General features: G+C 36.9%; 19 protein-coding genes and 1 pseudogene. 19 read left to right on the top strand and 1 reads right to left on the bottom strand.

The features are described 5' to 3' along the window. The first annotated feature begins 12 nt into the window (after window positions 1–12). From MHB70_RS22040 to MHB70_RS21970, 15 genes are all read left to right on the top strand, one after another. Window positions 13–522 carry a DUF84 family protein gene (locus MHB70_RS22040; protein ID WP_000869945.1) on the top strand — a complete coding sequence of 170 codons (510 nt, stop codon included), beginning with the start codon at window positions 13–15 and terminating at the stop codon, window positions 520–522. Between the two features lie 84 nt (window positions 523–606). Further along, window positions 607–921, top strand: a complete 315-nt coding sequence (locus MHB70_RS22035) for a thioredoxin family protein (protein WP_000838192.1) — start codon at window positions 607–609, stop codon at window positions 919–921. 79 nt (window positions 922–1000) lie between these two features. Continuing rightward, window positions 1001–1813: a DUF1444 domain-containing protein gene (locus MHB70_RS22030; protein ID WP_000784599.1), complete on the top strand. Its 813-nt coding sequence runs from the start codon at window positions 1001–1003 to the stop codon at window positions 1811–1813. Continuing rightward, window positions 1810–2424: a YtpR family tRNA-binding protein gene (ytpR, locus tag MHB70_RS22025; RefSeq protein ID WP_001006772.1), complete on the top strand. Its 615-nt coding sequence runs from the start codon at window positions 1810–1812 to the stop codon at window positions 2422–2424. Before MHB70_RS22030 ends, ytpR begins: the two co-directional genes overlap by 4 nt. Before the next feature lie 270 nt (window positions 2425–2694). Continuing rightward, window positions 2695–3039 (top strand): hypothetical protein, encoded by a 345-nt coding sequence (locus MHB70_RS22020; RefSeq protein ID WP_000813345.1) that lies wholly within the window; start codon window positions 2695–2697, stop codon window positions 3037–3039. A 40-nt stretch (window positions 3040–3079) separates the two neighbouring features. Beyond that, complete coding sequence (locus MHB70_RS22015; RefSeq protein WP_000874075.1) at window positions 3080–4036, top strand: N-acetylmuramoyl-L-alanine amidase; 957 nt, start codon at window positions 3080–3082, stop codon at window positions 4034–4036. Between the two features lie 155 nt (window positions 4037–4191). Further along, on the top strand, window positions 4192–7932 hold the full coding sequence (locus tag MHB70_RS22010) for a DNA translocase FtsK (RefSeq protein WP_061529697.1): 3741 nt from the start codon (window positions 4192–4194) through the stop codon (window positions 7930–7932). 61 nt (window positions 7933–7993) lie between these two features. Then, complete coding sequence (locus MHB70_RS22005) at window positions 7994–9112, top strand: nicotinate phosphoribosyltransferase (protein WP_000658377.1); 1119 nt, start codon at window positions 7994–7996, stop codon at window positions 9110–9112. A gap of 251 nt (window positions 9113–9363) precedes the next feature. Further along, complete coding sequence (gene murC / locus MHB70_RS22000) at window positions 9364–10674, top strand: UDP-N-acetylmuramate--L-alanine ligase (RefSeq protein WP_000219460.1); 1311 nt, start codon at window positions 9364–9366, stop codon at window positions 10672–10674. A 170-nt stretch (window positions 10675–10844) separates the two neighbouring features. Next, complete coding sequence (locus tag MHB70_RS21995; RefSeq protein WP_000276596.1) at window positions 10845–11258, top strand: MerR family transcriptional regulator; 414 nt, start codon at window positions 10845–10847, stop codon at window positions 11256–11258. Then, window positions 11248–12153, top strand: a complete 906-nt coding sequence (locus tag MHB70_RS21990; RefSeq protein WP_000792466.1) for a DMT family transporter — start codon at window positions 11248–11250, stop codon at window positions 12151–12153. Before MHB70_RS21995 ends, MHB70_RS21990 begins: the two co-directional genes overlap by 11 nt. A gap of 56 nt (window positions 12154–12209) precedes the next feature. Continuing rightward, on the top strand, window positions 12210–12758 hold the full coding sequence (locus MHB70_RS21985; RefSeq protein WP_000494651.1) for a GNAT family N-acetyltransferase: 549 nt from the start codon (window positions 12210–12212) through the stop codon (window positions 12756–12758). Next, window positions 12755–13258, top strand: a complete 504-nt coding sequence (locus MHB70_RS21980) for a GNAT family N-acetyltransferase (protein ID WP_061529696.1) — start codon at window positions 12755–12757, stop codon at window positions 13256–13258. Before MHB70_RS21985 ends, MHB70_RS21980 begins: the two co-directional genes overlap by 4 nt. Window positions 13259–13323: 65 nt before the next feature. Further along, window positions 13324–13728, top strand: a complete 405-nt coding sequence (locus tag MHB70_RS21975; protein WP_001025038.1) for a PH domain-containing protein — start codon at window positions 13324–13326, stop codon at window positions 13726–13728. Beyond that, on the top strand, window positions 13725–13907 hold the full coding sequence (locus MHB70_RS21970; RefSeq protein ID WP_044810179.1) for a hypothetical protein: 183 nt from the start codon (window positions 13725–13727) through the stop codon (window positions 13905–13907). The genes MHB70_RS21975 and MHB70_RS21970 overlap by 4 nt, the downstream gene beginning before the upstream one ends. Window positions 13908–13954: 47 nt before the next feature. On the opposite strand, the gene MHB70_RS21965 is transcribed toward MHB70_RS21970, so the two are convergent. Next, window positions 13955–15070: an aminopeptidase gene (locus MHB70_RS21965; RefSeq protein WP_061529695.1), complete on the bottom strand. Its 1116-nt coding sequence runs from the start codon at window positions 15068–15070 to the stop codon at window positions 13955–13957. 188 nt (window positions 15071–15258) lie between these two features. Between MHB70_RS21965 and MHB70_RS21960 the strand changes: the two genes are divergently transcribed. The 4 genes and pseudogenes from MHB70_RS21960 to MHB70_RS21945 form a co-directional block, all read left to right on the top strand. Beyond that, a complete protein-coding gene (locus MHB70_RS21960; protein WP_033657337.1) occupies window positions 15259–15771 on the top strand; it encodes a DUF948 domain-containing protein in 513 nt (170 codons plus the stop codon). Further along, window positions 15771–16097, top strand: coding sequence for a bacillithiol system redox-active protein YtxJ (gene ytxJ, locus MHB70_RS21955; RefSeq protein WP_001057464.1), 327 nt, complete (start codon window positions 15771–15773; stop codon window positions 16095–16097). Before MHB70_RS21960 ends, ytxJ begins: the two co-directional genes overlap by 1 nt. A gap of 117 nt (window positions 16098–16214) precedes the next feature. Further along, complete coding sequence (locus MHB70_RS21950) at window positions 16215–17231, top strand: CamS family sex pheromone protein (protein ID WP_000738035.1); 1017 nt, start codon at window positions 16215–16217, stop codon at window positions 17229–17231. A 95-nt stretch (window positions 17232–17326) separates the two neighbouring features. Beyond that, window positions 17327–17545: pseudogene (locus tag MHB70_RS21945) on the top strand (bifunctional 3-deoxy-7-phosphoheptulonate synthase/chorismate mutase); the annotation flags it as partial. Window positions 17546–17925 lie beyond the last annotated feature (380 nt).

Below are 17925 nucleotides of genomic sequence, written 5' to 3'. Positions count from 1 at the left end.
GAGGTGAACGAAATGAAGGTAGTAGTTGGATCGAAGAATAAAACGAAGGTTGGGGCTGTGGAGAAGGTATGGAAAGATGCTGAAATTACATCTCTTTCTGTCCCATCGGGAGTATCGGCACAGCCATTTTCAGATGAAGAGACGATGCAAGGAGCAATTAATAGAGCGAAGCGAGCATTGCAAGAAGGAGAAGCTCAAATTGGTATTGGGTTAGAAGGCGGCGTGATGAAAACGGATCACGGTTTATTTATGTGTAACTGGGGCGCACTCGCAACGAGTGACGATAAGATATTCGTTGCCGGAGGAGCACGTATTAAGTTACCAGACGATTTTTTAACGCCTCTTGAAGATGGTAAAGAGTTAAGTGAAGTGATGGAAGAGTTTGTAGAGCGGAAAGATATTCGTAGTCACGAAGGTGCTATCGGTATTTTTACAGACGATTATGTCGATCGAACGGAATTATTTGTACACGTTGTTAAGTTACTCGTTGGGCAATATAAGTATGATAAAAAGCAAGCATAAACCTTGCACCGTGTACGATGTATGGTAGTATAAAGAAAAGATTATAGTGTGAAAAAAGTGCACGCATTAGAGGAGGAAATATAGATGAAATCATTAGAAAGCATGGAACAATTCCAAGAATTAAAAAATGAAGAGAATGTAGTCTTCATGTTCTCAGCAGAATGGTGCCCAGATTGCCGTTTCGTTGATCCATTTATGCCAGAAGTAGAAGAGAAGTATAGTGATTTCTCATTTTACTATGTAGATCGTGATGAGTTTATTGATCTATGCGTAAAATTAGACGTATTTGGCATTCCGAGCTTTGTAGCGTACAATAAAGGTGAAGAAACTGGACGCTATGTAAACAAAGATCGTAAAACACAAGAGCAAATCGAAGAGTTTATTGAAGGTTTAAAATAAAACAATTAGCCAATTGAATTGTAAAAACAACCTCTACCTTCGCGGGGGAGGTTATTTTTTTGGAAGGGAGGAAAAAGAGATGAAAATGACAAGTAAAAAGATGAAAGACGAGTTAATGAAGAAATTATCTCGACCAGAATGGGATTTTCATTATGATAGCGAGAAAGAAGTTCTTCGTATTGAACAAACAAACTCGAAAAAAGGTATTAACGTATCACTTCCAGGAGTAGTAGCGAAATGGGAAGTGAACAAAGAAAAGGCGATTGAAGAGGTTGCTTATTATGTACAAGAAGCGTTAATTGCAATGCATAGAGAAGAAAATAGCACGGCGAAAATTTTACCTGTTATTCGCTCTACTTCTTTCCCAAAACAATCAGAAGAAGGAAATCCGTTTATTATGACGGATCATACGGCGGAAACACGTATTTATTACGCGCTAGATTCTAATAAAACGTATCGCCTAATTGATGAGCGCTTATTACAAAAATTAGAGCTTACAGAGCAGCAAGTGCGCGAGATGGCATTATTTAATGCTCGCTCATTAGGTTATGAATTTAAGCAGGACACAGTAGCGGATAATACATTCTACTTTTTAAACACAAATGATGGGTATGATGCGAGTCGTATTTTAAACGAAACGTTACTACAATCGATGCGTGAAAAGATCTCTGGTGACATGGTTGTTGCTGTTCCTCACCAAGACGTATTAATTATTGCTGATATCGTCAACGAAATCGGTTATGATATTATTGCACAAATGACAATGAAATTTTTTGCCGAAGGGCATGTTCCGATTACATCACTTTCATTCGTTTATGAAGATGGGGACTTTGAACCAATCTTTATTTTAGCGAAGAATCGGAAGAAGACAGATGGAAAAGAGAAAGGATGAACGAAGTGAACGTTTTTTATAACCTTGAAGGAATTGGTGACACTTTAATTGTTGCCTTACAAGATATTACTTTAGAGAACCGTACTTTTGATCGCAAAGGAGATGTTGCACGCGTATACGATCGTGAAAGCAATGTAACAGCAGGATTCAACATCTTTAATGCATCTTCTTACTTAGAAGTAAAAGAAACAGGTAACCTGACATTAACGAAAGAGCTTGTAGAAACAATCAACGAAATTTTAGCGAAGAACGGCTTTGAAGAAAAAGTAGAAGCGGATCTTTCTCCAAAATTTGTTGTAGGTTATGTAGCTGAAAAAGAAAAGCACCCAAATGCTGATAAATTAAACATTTGTACAGTAGAAATCGGTACAGAAACATTACAAATCGTATGTGGTGCACCAAACGTTGATGCAGGACAAAAAGTTGTCGTTGCAAAAATCGGCGCTGTTATGCCAAGTGGTATGTTAATTAAGCCAGCTGAGCTTCGCGGTGTTCCTTCTTCTGGAATGATCTGCTCTGCACGTGAATTAGAGCTTCCAGACGCTCCACAAGAAAAAGGTATTCTTGTATTAGAAGATAGCTTTGAAGTTGGACAAGAGTTTAAATTTTAATTGATATAAGAAAAGAGAGGTTGTCCTTTTGGACAGCCTCTCTTTTCTTTTTATCATTCTTTGTCGGTAAGTCGAAATTTCGTATTGAATCGTTGATATATTGAGAGTTGTGATAGATATATTTAAAAAATCGTTGATATATTGAGAGTTGTGATAGATATACTCAAAAAATCGTTAATATGATAAGGGTGTCACCTTTTTAAAAAAAATCTATATTGTATTTTATAAACAATCTAGTTAAAATTTAGAAAAATAGAAGGGGATAAACGTATGAAACAACAACCAAAAATCGCAGAACTTCTAAAACGAATTGAAACTTCAAAACAGCAAGATGTTGAGCTAGGTACTTATGAAATATATGTATTTAGTGAAGATGAACTGGAAAAAGGGCAGATCGGTTATCGATATGATAAACATAAAAATTCATTAATAAGCAATGAAAGTGGAAAATGGCAAGAAGAATGGATTGTTATTGGATATGAAACAGATATGGGTGATCCAGTTTTCGTGAATGTGGATGATGACGCTTATCCAGTCTATACGGCAGAGCGTGGTACAGAAACGTGGCAGCCTGTTTATATTGGAAATATGGATGAGGTTATAAAACAATTATAAGAAAAACTTTGAGTCCGGTGCAAAGTGATGGGAGAGAAGCATGAAGTATATAAAAATAATGGTCATGACTGCATTCATTGGAATATATATGGGAGGTTGTTCACAAGAACAGTCGAAAAAAGAAACATTATCTTCTACACAAGAAAATAGTAAAGATGATAAGAAAGAAGCACCGGTAGAAAAGCAGCAAGAAGAACAAGAAAAAAAAGAAGAATCGCAAACAATTCAAACGAATGAACAAGTAGAAACTAAGCGGGAGGAAGTATCGGCCGAGGAAAAGAAAGAGGAAAATACGCCGGTGAAGCCAACTGAGCAACTTATGCAAAATAATGAACAAAAAGTAGAGAGTAATGAAAAACAAGGAAAGTTTCTCGTCGTTATTGATCCAGGGCATCAACAAAAAGCAAATTTAAATTTAGAACCGATTGGACCAGGGGCAACGACGCAAAAATATAAAGTGACAGATGGTACAACGGGTATTGTGACGAAAAAGAGAGAGGCTGTACTTGTATTAGAAATGTCTTTTTTATTAAAAGAAAAGCTTGAAGCAAAAGGGATACAAGTAGTAATGACGAGAACGTCACAAGATGTTGATATAAGCAATAAAGAACGTGCGACATTCGCAAACGATCATAAGGCAGATTTATTTTTACGCCTTCATGCAGATGGTTCTGAAAATCCAAATCAAAGTGGGTTTGCTGTATTGACGCCAGCAGAAGGAAGTCCCTATACGAAAGAGATTTATGCAGAAAGTCTTCAAATCTCGCAAAAGATAGTAAATAAAATGAGAGAAAACAATCAGGTGAAAGTAAATGGGATTAAATTTAGGGATGACCTTTCTGGATTTAATTGGGCGAAAGTTCCTGGCGTACTATTAGAGCTCGGGTTTATGTCCAATCAGGATGAAGATAAAAAATTATCTGACCCGCAGTATGTAAATTCTTTACTGCAAAGTGTAACAGATAGTGTAGATGAATATCGGAAGAGTAAAGCTTAAAAGCAGTCTTACATGGAAGGCTGCTTTTTTCTATATGAAAACAATCGTAAATTAGAATGTTATGGATAAATATGACATGCTTAATTTTACCTGCACTTTTTGCCGAATGCTGATACAATAAAGGATGTTACTATTTAGTAGAAAGAGTGGTAAGCATGTTAGATTGGATGAAAAAGCTGTTTAACAAAGAGGAAGAACAAACAGCGATGAATAAAGAAGCAATGAAACAAATTGAAAGTCAGCCGAAAATTCCTCGTGTAAACCACTACACTGAAGCAAGAGAAGCACAAATGGCAAGCAGAAATGCAGGTAAATGCCGTTTTCCATTAATACCAGATGATGGATTTGATGAGGATGACGTAAGAGAATTACCTCACTTTGAAGAACAACCTGTTCAAAGAGGTATATACGAAGAGCAGCCTACTCAAAGAGGAATAAAAGTGGAGAGAAGTAGACGGCAGTATGTGGAGAATGCAGTTTCTACATACGAAGAGCCGGAAGTGCAATATGAACCGGATCCAGAGCCAGTCGTAAAAAAAGTATCTGTATCGCCGCAAGAAAGTAGCCGTAGACCATTTCGTCCAACAGAAATGATTTCGCCGATTTATGGATATAATCGTCCTTCAGTAGAGAAAAAGGAAGAAAAGCAGGAGGAAGAAAAGGAAAGAGAAGATCTTGAAATATCTGTAGAGGGCAAATCAGTCGTTGATGCATGGTTAGAGAAAAAAGGGTATACATTATCTTATTTCTCAGAAGGAAAAGCACCGACTTCTTCTAGTCATCAAGACGTTGATCAGCAAGGTCAACAGAGTAAAAAGGAAGAAAAGTCAGTTGTTGATCAATGGCTCGAGAAAAACGGTTATGAAATTGAGCGCCAAGAGCCAGTAGTAGAAGAAAAAGAAGTAATTCAAGAAATAAATACACCGCAGGAAGTTTCAGCGGATGAATTACTTCATAAAACGGTAGCTGAGCGTATGGAAGATGCAGAGCAAGAAAAAGATGTAGTGGTGCTAAATGAAAACATTTTACAAGAGGAATTAGTAGATTCCAAAGTAGAGCACGAGGATACAATATTATCAGAAGAAATTAAATGTAATACAGAAATAGAACAACCTATTATGGAAGTAGAAAAGCAAGCTCCAGAAGAATCAGTGATTGTCAAAGCAGAAGAAAAACTTGAAGAAACAATCATTGTGGAAATACCAGAAGAGCTTGGAGAAGTTGCAGAAGTAATGGCGGAAGCAGAAGAAACTGAAGAAGCAGAAGTAATGGCGGAAGCAGAAGTAGTGGCGGAAGCAGAAGAAACTGAAGAAGCAGAAGTAATGGCGGAAATGGAAGAAACTGAAGAAGCAGAAGTAATTGCAGAAACAGAGGGGTCTGAAGTAGAAGCAATTGTAGAACTTGAGGAAACGCAGCAAGAAATGGTATTAGATGAAGCAATTGAACAAAAAAATGAATTCATACATGTTGCTGAGGCTGATGAACAAACGATGGAAGATGTCCAAAGTTTTGCGAATGTTTTAATTGCAGAAACAGAGGAAAGTAAACCAGTTGCAGAAGAAGGGCCAGCCGCTGAAGAACAACCAGTTGCAGAAGAAGGGCCAGCCGCTGAAGAACAACCAGTTGCAGAAGAAGGGCCAGTCGCTGAAGAACAACCAGTTGTAGAAGAAGGGCCAGCCGCTGAAGAACAACCAGTTGTAGAAGAAGGGCCAGTCGCTGAAGAACAACCAGTTGTAGAAGAAGGGCCAGTCGCTGAAGAACAACCAGTTGCAGAAGAAGGGCCAGCCGCTGAAGAACAACCAGTTGTAGAAGAAGGGCCAGTCGCTAAAGAACAACCAATTGTGCAAAAAGAAGAGCCAAAACGTGAGAAAAAGCGTCATGTACCATTTAATGTTGTTATGTTGAAACAAGACAGAACGCGATTAATGGAAAGACATGCGGCTAGAACGAGTGCAATGCAATCTTCTATGAGTGAGCGAGTAGAGAATAAGCCTGTACACCAATTAGAAGAACAACCAACGCAACAAATGGTAGTAGAACCACGAGTGGAAGAACAACCAACGCAACAAATGGTAGTAGAACCACGAGTGGAAGAACAACCAGTGCAACAAGTGGTAGTAGAACCACAAGTGGAAGAGAAACCAATGCAGCAAGTGGTAGTAGAACCACAAGTGGAAGAAAAGCCAATACAGCAAGTGGTAGTAGAACCACAAGTGGAAGAAAAGCCAATGCAGCAAGTGGTAGTAGAGCCACAAGTGGAAGAACAACCAGCGCAACAAATGGTAGTAGAATCACGAATGGAAGAACAACCAGTGCAACAAATGGTAGTAGAATCACGAGTGGAAGAAAGACCAGTACAACAAATGGTTGCAGGGCAAGTACAAAAGCCAAGTTCAAGTACAGAACCACAAGAGAAAGCATATGTTGTAAATCAAAGAGAGAACGATATGCGAAATGTATTACAAACACCACCAACATATACCGTTCCGCCATTAGCATTATTGTCAATCCCGCAACAGTCAGCGTTAGATAATACGGAATGGTTGGAAGAGCAAAAAGAATTGTTAGATACAACGTTTAATAATTTCCATGTTGGAGCACATGTTATTAATGTATCGCAAGGGCCGGCAGTAACTCGTTTTGAAGTACAGCCAGATCCAGGTGTGAAAGTAAATAAAATTACAAACTTAAGTGATGATATTAAGCTGAGTTTAGCTGCGAAAGATATTCGTATTGAAGCACCAATTCCAGGGAAGAGTGCGATTGGAATTGAAGTTCCAAATAAAGAAAGTAAGCCAGTATTTCTTCGTGAAATTTTAAGAAGTCCTGTGTTTACAAAGAGTGAATCACCACTTACTGTTGCGCTTGGACTTGATATTTCTGGTGATCCAATTGTAACCGATATTCGAAAAATGCCACACGGACTTATTGCGGGTGCAACGGGTTCTGGTAAAAGTGTGTGTATTAACGCAATTTTAACGAGTATTTTATATAAAGCGAAGCCACATGAAGTGAAGTTAATACTAATTGATCCGAAGATGGTTGAGCTTGCACCATATAATTCTGTTCCGCATCTTGTAGCACCTGTTATTACGGATGTAAAAGCAGCTACTGCTGCATTAAAGTGGGCAGTTGAAGAGATGGAACGCCGTTATGAATTGTTCGCGCATGCTGGTGCTCGTGATTTAACGCGTTATAATACGATTGTAAGCGAGCGAGAAATTCCGGGTGAGACATTGCCTTACATTGTTATCGTCATTGACGAGTTAGCTGATTTAATGATGGTGGCACCTGGTGATGTTGAGGAGGCGATTTGTCGTATTGCCCAAAAAGCTCGTGCTTGTGGTATTCACTTATTAGTTGCAACGCAGCGTCCATCGGTAGATGTTATTACAGGTTTAATTAAATCAAATATTCCAACGCGTATAGCGTTTACTGTATCATCTCAAGTTGATTCGCGTACGATTATCGATATTGGTGGCGCGGAAAAATTACTTGGCCGTGGTGATATGTTATTCTTAGGGAACGGTACATCTAAGCCAGTTCGTGTACAAGGTGTATATGTATCGGATGATGAGATTGAAAAAACAGTTGATCATGTGAAAAAGCAAATGAAGCCGAATTACTTATTTAAGCAAGAGGATTTATTAGCAAAATCAGAACAGAGTGAGTCGGAAGATGAACTATTTTTAGATGCATGTCAATTTGTTGTAGAACAAGGGGGAGCGTCCACATCTTCTGTACAGCGAAAATTCCGCATCGGTTATAATCGCGCGGCACGTCTCATTGAAGAGATGCAATCGCAAGGGATTATTTCTGAAGGAAGAGGAACGAAACCGAGAGATGTCCTTATTTCTGAGGATGAATTCGCTGCTATGCAGGAAACAAATATATAGTAAACGGTTTTGCTGTATACTAAGAGAAAATGTTGGATAGTAAAGTAGGGAGTAAAGCGACATGAAAGAAATTGAATTAAAATTAAAAGGTGAAATAAATAGACTAACAAATAGAACATTTAAATTTGACGAACGTGTTGGAGAAGGTTGGTTCTCTGCCGTTTACTTTTTAAAGACTAGAGAAATCATTGAAGAATTTCGCCCGAAAAGTATTGTAACGATGCAATTTTTCCAAAAGGAAAATGCAGTTCTTTGCGGAACAGATGAAGTAATTGCATTGCTGCAAACATTCGCTAAAAATCCTGAGGAACTTGAAATTAACTCTTTAAAAGATGGCGATAATATTAGTCCATTTGAAACAGTGTTAACAATTCATGGTCCTTATGAAAATTTCGGATTTTTAGAAGGTGTCATTGATGGGATTTTAGCTCGTCGTACATCGGTTGCGACAAACGTATATAACGTTGTCCAAGCTGCACGTAGTGTAGATAAAGAAAAACCAGTTATTTTCATGGGAGACCGTGACGATCATTATACACAACAAGCTGGTGACGGTTATGCAGCATACATCGGAGGTATGAGCGCACAAGCGACGCATGCGATGAATGAATGGTGGGGCAGAAGTGGTATGGGGACGATGCCTCACGCATTAATTCAAATGTTTAATGGTGATGTTGTGGAAGCCGCAAAAGCATATCATAAGAAATTCCCAGAAGATGAATTAGTTGTATTAATTGATTACAATAATGATGTCATTACAGATGCACTTCGCGTAGCGCGTGAATTTGGATCAACATTAAAAGGCGTGCGTGTCGATACGTCTCGTACAATGATTGATCAATACTTCATTCGTCACCCAGAAGTACTTGGAACATTCGATCCACGTGGTGTAAACCCATCGCTTGTATTTGCACTTCGTAAAGCACTTGATGAGGAAGGATTCCAGCATGTAGACATCGTTGTAACTGGTGGATTTGATGAGAAGCGTATTCGTGAATTTGAAGCTCAAAACGTGCCTGTGGATATATACGGGGTAGGAAGTAGCTTATTAAAAATGAATATTGGCTTTACTGGTGATAACGTAGAATTAAATGGAAAACCAGAAGCGAAAGCTGGCCGTAAATATCGTCCAAACCCACGTCTAGAGCGTGTTCAATTAGAAACAAGAGAAGATATGTAAAAGAGAGAAAAACTGATAGGTGATTGACCCTATCAGTTTTTCTGTTATCATAGTATAGCGGCTTCTTTTTTGCTATAATGGACTTGATATGGGCATACAAAGAAGTACGTACGAGTTTATCCTGATAAGTGAAGAGAAAGAATAACTTCACTACATCAAAATGTATGATGATTACCAAAATAAGAAAAGATTCATATACTGTCTTATAGATAGGCCGTTGTATTAGTTCGAAATGTTGGAGGTTCTTTAAGATGACAGTTTACCATTTTGTAGGAATTAAAGGAACAGGAATGAGTTCATTAGCACAAATTCTTCATGACATGAAGCATACTGTTCAAGGGTCTGATTATGAAAAGCGTTTCTTTACACAAACAGCGTTGGAAAAGCGTAATATCTCAATCCTTCCTTTTGATAAAAATAATGTTAAAGAAGGACAAGTGATTATTGCAGGAAATGCATTCCCTGATACGCATGAAGAAATCGTAGCAGCGAAAGAATTAAACATCCCAGTACATCGTTACCACCACTTTTTAGGTGACCTTATGAACCAATACACAAGTGTTGCTGTAACTGGTGCACATGGAAAAACATCAACAACAGGTTTGTTAGCCCATGTAATGCAAGGTGCACACCCGACATCTTACCTTATTGGAGATGGAACTGGGCATGGGGTAGAAAATAGTAAGTATTTTGTATTTGAAGCTTGTGAGTATCGTCGTCATTTCTTGTCTTACAATCCAGACTATGCAATTATGACAAATATTGATTTTGATCATCCAGATTATTTTGCAGACATCAATGATGTATTTGGTGCATTCCAAGAGATGGCATTGCAAGTGAAAAAGGGTATTATTGCATGTGGTGATGATGAAGAACTTCAAAAAATTCAAGCGAAAGTACCTGTTATTTTCTATGGATTTGGAGAAGATAATGATTTCCAAGCACGTAACATTCAAAAGAGAACAGATGGTACAATATTCGATGTATTCGTTCGTAATACGTACTATGACACGTTCAAAATTACAGGATACGGCAACCACAGCGTATTAAATGCATTAGCAGTAATTGCGCTTTGCCATTACGAAAATGTTGATGTAGAAGCAGTTAAACATCAATTAACAACTTTTGAAGGCGTAAAACGTCGCTTTAATGAAAAGCCGATGGGAGAGCAAGTTATCATCGATGACTACGCACACCATCCGACAGAAATTAACGCAACGATTGAAGCTGCTCGTCAAAAACACCCAGAGCGTGAAGTTGTCGCTGTATTCCAGCCACATACATTCTCACGTACAGAAAAGTTCTTAGATGAGTTCGCAGAAAGCCTAAGCAAAGCTGACCAAGTATACTTATGTGATATTTTCGGATCAGCACGTGAAAACAAAGGTGACTTAACAATCGAAGATCTGCAAAAGCGTATTGATGGTGCAGAACTAATTACAGATACAACAACGGATGTATTAAAGAAACATAAAAACGGCGTTCTAATTTTCATGGGCGCAGGAGACATCCAAAAATTCGAAGCAGCTTACGTAAAAGAAGTTCAAGTTGCAGAGAAGTAATAGAAAAGACGCATAGCTTGGCTGTGCGTCTTTTTTGTTGTGTTCATATTTTATCCCGCTATTTGTGGGCAGTAAAACTCCCACTGATTAAAGTTTCATTTTATTTGCGTATTGACCTAGAGTTAACTCTAGGTTGTAAGATAAATATGTAAAAACAAGGGGGAGAGAACATGTATAAAATCGGTGAAGTAGCAGAGTTAACAGGGATGGGGATTCATACTTTGCGCTATTATGAGAAGTTAGGTTTATTACCACCACCAACGCGAAATAGCGGCATTCGTCAGTATACAGAAGGTGATGTGCGTCTATTAAAATTCTTATATTCATTAAAGCAAACTGGAATGTCATTAGAAGAAATCGCTGAGTTTGCAAGTGATGGATGTATTATAGAGGAAATCAAGCAGCGGAAAGAGGAAGTACCTACGAAAGTAAAAAAGAGAATTTTAATTTTAACAACTCACTTAGAGCGGTTAAAAGAACAACAGGAACAATTGCAAAAAGTAGTTCAACTAACAGAAGAGAAATTAGAAATTTATTACGGTTTTTTAGAAGAGAAAAACTCGGAGGCTGACAATGAAGAATAAAGTATATGCGCAGCTGTTAGGATTTGCGATATTTACTGGTGGGACATTTAACGCTTCGAAATATGCGGTGCAGTATTTCGAAGCGATTCATATAGCGGCATGGCGCTTTGGAATTGCTGCACTTGTGATGTTATGTCTATTAAAAATACGAAAAGATTTTGAGTGGGAAGTATGGAGACAGAATAGGGCTTATTACCTTTTGCTTGGTATAGTTGGTGTATTCGGCTTTAATTTCTTTTTCTTTTTAGGAATGAAATATACAGAAGCTATGAATGGTGCACTTATTATGTCGACAAATCCGCTCGTTACGACGTTATTAGCAAGTGTCATTTTACGAGAGAAAATAGTGAAGAGCCAAGTAATTGGAATGTTACTTGCGCTACTTGGTGTTGTTTTTGTGCTTACACAAGGCTCGTTTACCGCACTACAACATTTATCATTTTCTAAAGGGGATTTTTATATTATACTAGGGAATATTTGTTGGGCGTTATACGGTGTACTAGGCAGAAGATTTATTAAAGCTGGTAGCCCAATACAAACGACGACATATACGATGACGATTGGTGCGCTTGCCTTTATTATGATATCTTCCACGCAAAAAAGTATAGTACCCGTTTCGGAGGTTCCTTTATTAGCTTGGGGAGCGATTCTCTTCATGGCAATGGGAATGAGTGTGCTTGGTTACTTATGGTGGAATAATGGAATTGTTCAAATTGGTGCAGCGAGAACATCTTTATTTTTTAATTTAGTGCCTGTTGTTACAATGCTTATTTCTTTTATAGAAGGAGTAAATATAACACCCGCACAATGTATAGGGATGATATTAGTTGTTACGGGAGTATTGTATTCTTCCGGTTTTATACAAATAAAATCAAAAGAAAGTGTGAATATTTAACATTTTTTATTTTGAGATGTTAGAATAATAAGAAAAATAAAAAGGGGTTAAAAAACATGTTCACACTCAGAGTAGATGATGAAATTGAACTACAACTATTAGAAAAACATCATAAAGAGGAATTATATGAATTATTAGATCAAAATCGTAACCATTTAAGAAGATGGCTCCCTTGGGTAGATGGAACGAAATCTGCTGATGCTTATGATGAGATTTTTCCGATGTGGTTAAAGAAATTTGCAGAGGGAAACGGTTTTGAAAGTGGTATACGTTACAAAGGAAAGCTCGTTGGAATGGTAGGAATTCATCCGGTAAGCTGGGGGAAGAAAGCGACGAGTCTTGGATATTATCTTACAGAAGATGCTGGTGGGAAAGGCATTATGACGCGTAGCGTAAAGGCTGTACTTCATTATGCATTTGAAAATTTAAAGCTGAATAAAGTTGAAATCAGGTGCGGTGTTGAAAATGTGAAAAGCCGCGCGATTCCAGAACGTTTAGGGTTTACATTAGATGGTATTTTAAGAGATGATGAATGGATATATGATCATTTTCATGATATCGCTGTATATAGTTTACTAGCTTCAGAATGGAAGGATATTCGATGAACGAGAAGATTCGTATTATTCCGTATGAAAGTACGTTTCAAGAGGAAGTAGTAGATCTTATCGTTCATATTCAGCAAAAAGAGTATAATGTTCCCATTACGAAAGAAGAGCAACCTGATTTACTTGAAATAGAAACATTCTATCAAAAGGATCACGGAAACTTTTGGGTAGCAATTTATGATGGTAAAGTAGTTGGAACAGTAGCTTTATTAGATATTGAGAATCATCAAGTAGCGCTAAGAAAAATGTTCGTACAAAAAGAGTTTCGTGGAAAAGAATGGGGCGCCTCACATATGTTGCTTCAAAAAGCAATTTCATGGGCTGAGGATAAAAAATTGAAGGATATTTCCTTAGGAACAACAGTGAAATTTTTAGCTGCACATCGTTTTTATGAAAAGAATGGTTTTCAAAGTGTGAGTATAGACAAGTTGCCGAAAAACCTTCCAGTGTTACAGGTAGATAAGAAATTTTATAGGTACATTGTGAAAAAGGTCATGTAGAAATGGCCTTTTTTTATGAACTAAAATGGAAAAAAATGTTATAATTTAAGTTAGGGGGTGCGTGTATGAACATTCCGATTCAAAGAAGTAAGTCGGTAGTAATTTTCGTTTGTCTCACGTTAGTTTTTATGTTCGTATATCCACTTGTCATGCTTTTCGCAAATAAAGAGCAGTGGATGTCAGCATTAATTGGGATGGGTTTATGCTTTATTGTAAATGTACCACTCGTTTGGGAAGTATTTATTAAAAAACATAAAGTAGAAAATGGCGTGCTAAAGTACGGTATTTTAAATGATGATATCGTATTGAAAGAGATAAGAATAATTCGTCAAGTTGGGAAGTCCCTTGAAATTACGACGAATGCATACAAAGTACATATGATTGCGATGCCGCAAGATATGACGCAGTTTGTATCACTTGTAGAAAAAGAAAATCCAAATGTGAAAATAGAAATGGTAGGGAAGAAATGAAATATGTAAAACCTTTGTTTTGCTTGGAAATTTTGTTCGTGATTGTTGGCTGCACTAGAGTATATATGAAATGGGATCTGCCTTTATATGTTCCGATATTGATTGGTACTATTGCAGTGGCGCTTTTGTATTATTTTCACTTCCAGCAAACAAAAAGGGAGAAAAGTAGCTCAATATAGAGTGAAGATAAAAAAACGCTCGGAAAAAATCCCGAGCGTTTTTATTATTATTTTAAGTTCTCAGGATTTAAAGCTTCTAGTTCAGATACAACGAAGCGTCCGTCTTTACGGATTAGTACGTCGTCGAAGTAAATTTCGCCGCCGCCATATTCAGGGCGCTGGATGCATACTAAATCCCAGTGGATGTTAGAGTTGTTGCCGTTCCATGCATCGTCGTAAGCTTGTCCAGGAGTGAAATGGAAGCTACCATCGATTTTTTCATCGAATAGGATGTCTCCCATTGGATGTAAGATGTATGGGTTTACGCCAATTGCGAATTCACCAACGTAGCGTGCACCTTCGTCTGTATCAAAGATTTTGTTAATGCGCTCTGAATCGTTTGCAGTTGCTTCAACGATTTGGCCGTTCTCAAACTTAAGTTGTACATTTTCAAATGTATAACCGTTGTAAGGAGATGGTGTGTTGTAAGAAACTGTACCGTTAACAGAATCACGAACTGGTGCAGAGTATACTTCACCGTCTGGAATGTTTAAATGACCTGAGCATTTAATAGCTGGAATGTCTTTAATAGAGAATGTTAAGTCAGTTCCAGGACCAGTTAGGCGAACTTTATCTGTTTTATTCATTAATGTAACAAGGCTATCCATCGCCTTATCCATTTTACCGTAGTCTAAGTTACATACTTCGAAGTAGAAGTCTTCGAAAGCTTCTGTGCTCATTTTAGCAAGCTGTGCCATAGAAGCATTTGGGTAGCGAAGAACAACCCAGCGTGTTTTCGGAACACGGATGTCTCTATGAACTTTTTTACCAACTGTTTGAACGTGAACTTTCATGCGCTCACTTGGAACGTCAGCTTGTTCGTTAATGTTGTCGCCAGAGCGAAGCCCGATATAAGCGCCCATATCTTTCATTACGCTCGCTTCATATGCGGCGATTTGTTCAAAATGTTCTTCAGTAGCACCCATTAATAAAGAGCGATCTACTTGATGATCTTTTAAAGAAACGAATGGGAAACCACCAGCTGCATATGCTTCTTTTACAAGTGCAGTTACAAGTTCTTTTTGTAAGCCAAAGTTTTCAATTAATACTTTCTCGCCTTTTTGTAAGCGAATAGAGTAGTTAATTAAATTGTATGCTAACTTTTCAATGCGTGGATCTTTCATATGTAAAGCCTCCCTACTAATTATGTATCCTTTCTTATTGTAACCTACTTAGTGGAATTTGTTGAATCATTTATGTTAAAGTTAACGAATAAGTATGAAAATTCTAATGAAAAGATAGGGATTAGAATGAAACGGAAAATGATTGTATAATAGGATAAAGTATGAAAAAAGATAAAGGAAGTGATGAAATGCAAGTTCTTTTATATGTAAGTGCGGCTATTATCGCGGTTGCTTTTGCTGTGTTAGTAGTGTATGTATGTAGAACGTTGTTATCGGTTCAGAAGACGTTAGAAAACGTTGCGAGCACGTTAGAAGGTTTAGAAAAGCAAATGCAAGGAATTAGTGTAGAGACGGAGCAATTATTACATAAAACAAATGCGTTAGCTGATGATATTCAACAGAAGTCGCAATCATTAAATAAAGTGGTAGCAGGTGTAGATGGAATTGGAACAACAATCCATTCTTTAAATACGAAACTTCGTAATGTATCAGAGTCTGTTACGGACGAAATTGAAAATAATGCAGATAAAGTAGCGCAAGTTGTACAGTGGAGTAGTGCGGCGATTGAAGTATACAATCATTACCGTGCATCGAGACAAGAGAAGAAGGTTGAAAAAGAAGAGCGTAAATTAGAAAAAATTGAGAAAAAAGCTGAAAAGAACGAGAAGCGCTCTAGATTTCGTATGAGAGGTGAATCTTGATGAATATGACAAAACTTGAAACAATTGAAGAGCTTGAAGTCTTAGTAGAAAAGAACGAGCCTTATGTTCTTTTTAAACATAGTACGACATGTCCGATTAGTCATGGTGCATACACAGAGTTTCAAGCGTACTGCAATGAAGAAAGAGAAGTACCAGCGTATTACTTATACGTGCAAGATGCGAGAGATGTTTCGAATCGTGTTGCAGAACAGTACAGTATTAAGCACGAATCACCACAAGTGTTATACATAAAAGATGGGCTAGTAGTATGGAATACTTCTCATTGGAATATTAAAAAAGATGCTTTAGAAGAGAATATAAAGTAAAAAGAAGCAAGCTAAAGGTGCTTGCTTCTTTTTTTTGTTTTTGTTGAAATATATTTAATGGTACACTATGAATAGTTCAAACTAAATAATTAGATTGTTGAAAGTGGGTTTTAAGTAATGAAGAAAATGGCATTATCCTTCGCAGTCGTAAGCTTATTACTGGGAGCTTGTAGTAATAATACGATTAGCAAGAAGGATGAAGTTATACAAAAAGATACAAAAGAAAAAAGTATGATTCCGAGAACTGCTGTTTCTAAAGATTATTATAGAACTGTTATTCCTTTAAAAGAACAAAAGGTTATTAATACAGCTAATATAAAAACAAATTCTAAATTAGATTTAGCAGAGTATGAAAATGGTTTAATGAATATTGCAATGCAACAATTTGATACAGAAAATCACGTATTACAATTAAATCAGTATATTCCAGAGAAGTTAATTGATGAACTAGTCGCGAAAGTAGAAGCACCAGTTTTAACGAATATTATAGAACAAGACTATTTCGGGAAACAGAATTCAAATGAATTAAGTTTATCTGGTGTCATGATTGGTTTATCTATGTCTACAAGTGTATCAAATGAAGAAGCCATTTCTAAAGGTACTGAAGTTGCTAAACAACTTATAGAAGCTATTAATAAAAATGATAAATATAACAAATCTCCAATTACGTTTGCTATTTTTAAACAAGAAAGTACAAGTTCGTTAAAAAATGGTACGTATATTGCTAGTGCTACCGTTCAAAAAAATGATACGAACCTTGGAAGTTGGAATACAATCGATGAAAAAGCGTATTCATATCCTTCTGATGAATTTACACAAGCACATGGAGAAGATAATACAAAAATAAGTGAATTTGGTAAGGCAATAAAAGAGTTTTCTCCTGGAGATTTTATCCCAGTTAATGCTAAAGTTACTTATAAGAAAAATCAAATGGATACATTAAATATGAATATTGTTATTAAATATAATGGTAAAACAGAATTAATGGCTCTTACTCAAATGGCTGCTCAAGGTATGTTAGAGAAATTGCCTAAAGATGCGAAAGTACAATTACAAATAAAGTCCGAGAGTAAAATCGAGGCAGTTATTGTAAAAGAGAAAAACAGCGATAAACCGTTTGTTTCCTTCTTGTAAAAAAAGACAGTTTTAAACTGTCTTTTTTTATTGTGAGTGAAAATGTTCGATGTTTTTTTATAGTAATTCATTGCGGTATATCGTGTGATAATTGTATATGTACCAGCTATAATAAGTTGTCTTTATGTGAACAAGGTATTCGCACGTATGAAAGAGCGACGTGTAATACGCTTAATATCTCCGCTGTATCGATTTTAAAGAAAGAAACACATTTACCTATCGTTGTCGATGTTACGCATTCTACAGGGCAACGTGACCTTCTGCCACCAGCTGCAAAAGCAGCGATGGCAATTGGTGCAGATGCAGCGCAGTAAATGAATATCTCACAGTTCAATGACTTTATGAAAGAATTAAAAGTATTTGGAAGTAAATCACAAAAAAGAAATAAGCATTCCAAAAAACATTTTGGAACAGTTTCCTCTCTATTATATAGTGCCTGTTGTGTTCGATTTTTGTTGGTAAATCGATATGTTTAAAAAATTGTTCATATAATTTGAGTTGTAATCGATATATGCGAAAAATCGCTCATATAATTTGAGTTGTGGTCGAAATATGCGGATAATCGCCGATATAATTTGAGGTGTGGTCAATATATTTGAAAAATCGCTCATATCAATTTCATTTACTATCGTACGGTTTAAAATACGGTTTCTACTTATGAAACATCTATATTTTTACAAAAAATACCCTTTTT

The organism is Bacillus sp. FSL M7-1020, assembly GCF_038050415.1.
Classification (GTDB): domain Bacteria; phylum Bacillota; class Bacilli; order Bacillales; family Bacillaceae_G; genus Bacillus_A; species Bacillus_A toyonensis.
Note: the sequence above shows the minus strand (reverse complement) of the source record. Positions and strands in the feature narration are given on the sequence as shown.